This is a genomic window from Bacillus sp. K2I17 (genome assembly GCF_002209985.1).
GTDB classification, from domain to species: Bacteria; Bacillota; Bacilli; order Bacillales; family Bacillaceae_G; genus Bacillus_A; species Bacillus_A wiedmannii.
In genome coordinates this window covers 1-1,094 of the sequence record NZ_NJGF01000126.1, presented here as the reverse complement: position 1 = coordinate 1,094, position 1,094 = coordinate 1, and the positions used below count along the sequence as shown (strand labels likewise).

Here is a 1,094-nt window from a genome sequence, read left to right as displayed (position 1 = left end):
GGGATATTAACGCAAGTATCAATATAAAGAATGAAGCAATAAGGCTTCTAACCGCAAGGACTGCGGAGTTAGCCTAATCAATTAGGGTTCGATAGAACTCTTTACTTAGGAATCCCCCACTTCTAAACGAAGTGAAAGTGGGGGTAGTTCAAAAAGGTTTCCTTTAAATATGATTATTGTATTTCGAGGGGTTCATTATAAATCTTAGCTGTATATTTTACAAAATCAATGACGGGATAGTGTATGAGTGAACGGTGCTGCGTAAAACGAACCCCTGCTTTTTCCATTTTCGAAATGAGTTGTTCAACTTCCAACTCTTTTTGTTGTATTCTATTATAATTTTGATATACAATGTTTTTCCATTGATAGGAAGAGCCATGAAAATAACTCTCTCCTTTTACCATGTGACTAAATATAATTTCTATTTTTTCTCTACGTTGTTTTTCCTTCATATGCGCTTTCGTTGACTGCATGTTTATCGCCTCTTCCCTTTGTGTTGTATACCGTTTCACAAAATTTGGTCTAACTCATCCATAGCCAATGTACATTGATCTTGTTGGGAATTGTCGTTTAAGGCTATCTAATCAACTATATTTGTTTTTCAAGCGCTTAATCTAATATATTGGATTTTACATATAATAAAGTTTGATAGTGTGTATAAAACACTATCAAACTTTATTATAAAACGAATCTTTATAGGCATGCACCTTTTTACACTCACCAAGATTTACAACATGACGAGAATCTTTATCCATGAATGTGATTCTGTATTTACTGAGGTTAGTTTTTTTATTAAGGCTAACTAACATATTGTATGCCTCAGTATCTATTTTATAAAATAGAAAATATATGTAACGGTCCCCCTTTTGATATAAAAAAAACCTATAAAAATATAGCGCTCTTAAAGAATTTTGTTACAAATTTATTATGTTTGACTTTAAAAAAGGAACGTAATATTTATTTGTAGAAAATTTTAAGAGTAAAAATAGAATGACTATTTATATGATAAGAAAAGGGGGAACTTATAGATGCTAACAAATGATTTAGATTTCCGATTAGAACCACGTTTAAAAGAACTGTATGAACAACATAAA

At 30.9% G+C, this 1,094-nt stretch carries 1 protein-coding gene and 1 pseudogene; one reads left to right on the top strand and one right to left on the bottom strand.

Features of this window, described 5'->3' with window-relative positions:
- Positions 1 to 173: 173 nt before the first annotated feature.
- Entirely contained in the window at positions 174 to 473 is a 300-nt protein-coding gene (locus CER22_RS31045) for a hypothetical protein (protein ID WP_088610506.1), read from the bottom strand.
- Positions 474 to 1,028: 555 nt separating this feature from the next.
- Between CER22_RS31045 and CER22_RS31040 the strand changes: the two are divergent.
- Positions 1,029 to 1,094 (top strand): annotated as a pseudogene (locus tag CER22_RS31040) (acyl-ACP desaturase); the annotation flags it as partial.

What these genes read in the sequence shown, in the direction of transcription:
- CER22_RS31045 (WP_088610506.1), bottom strand. Translation starts at nt 473, where the DNA reads ATGCAGTCAACGAAAGCGCATATGAAGGAAAAACAACGTAGAGAAAAA.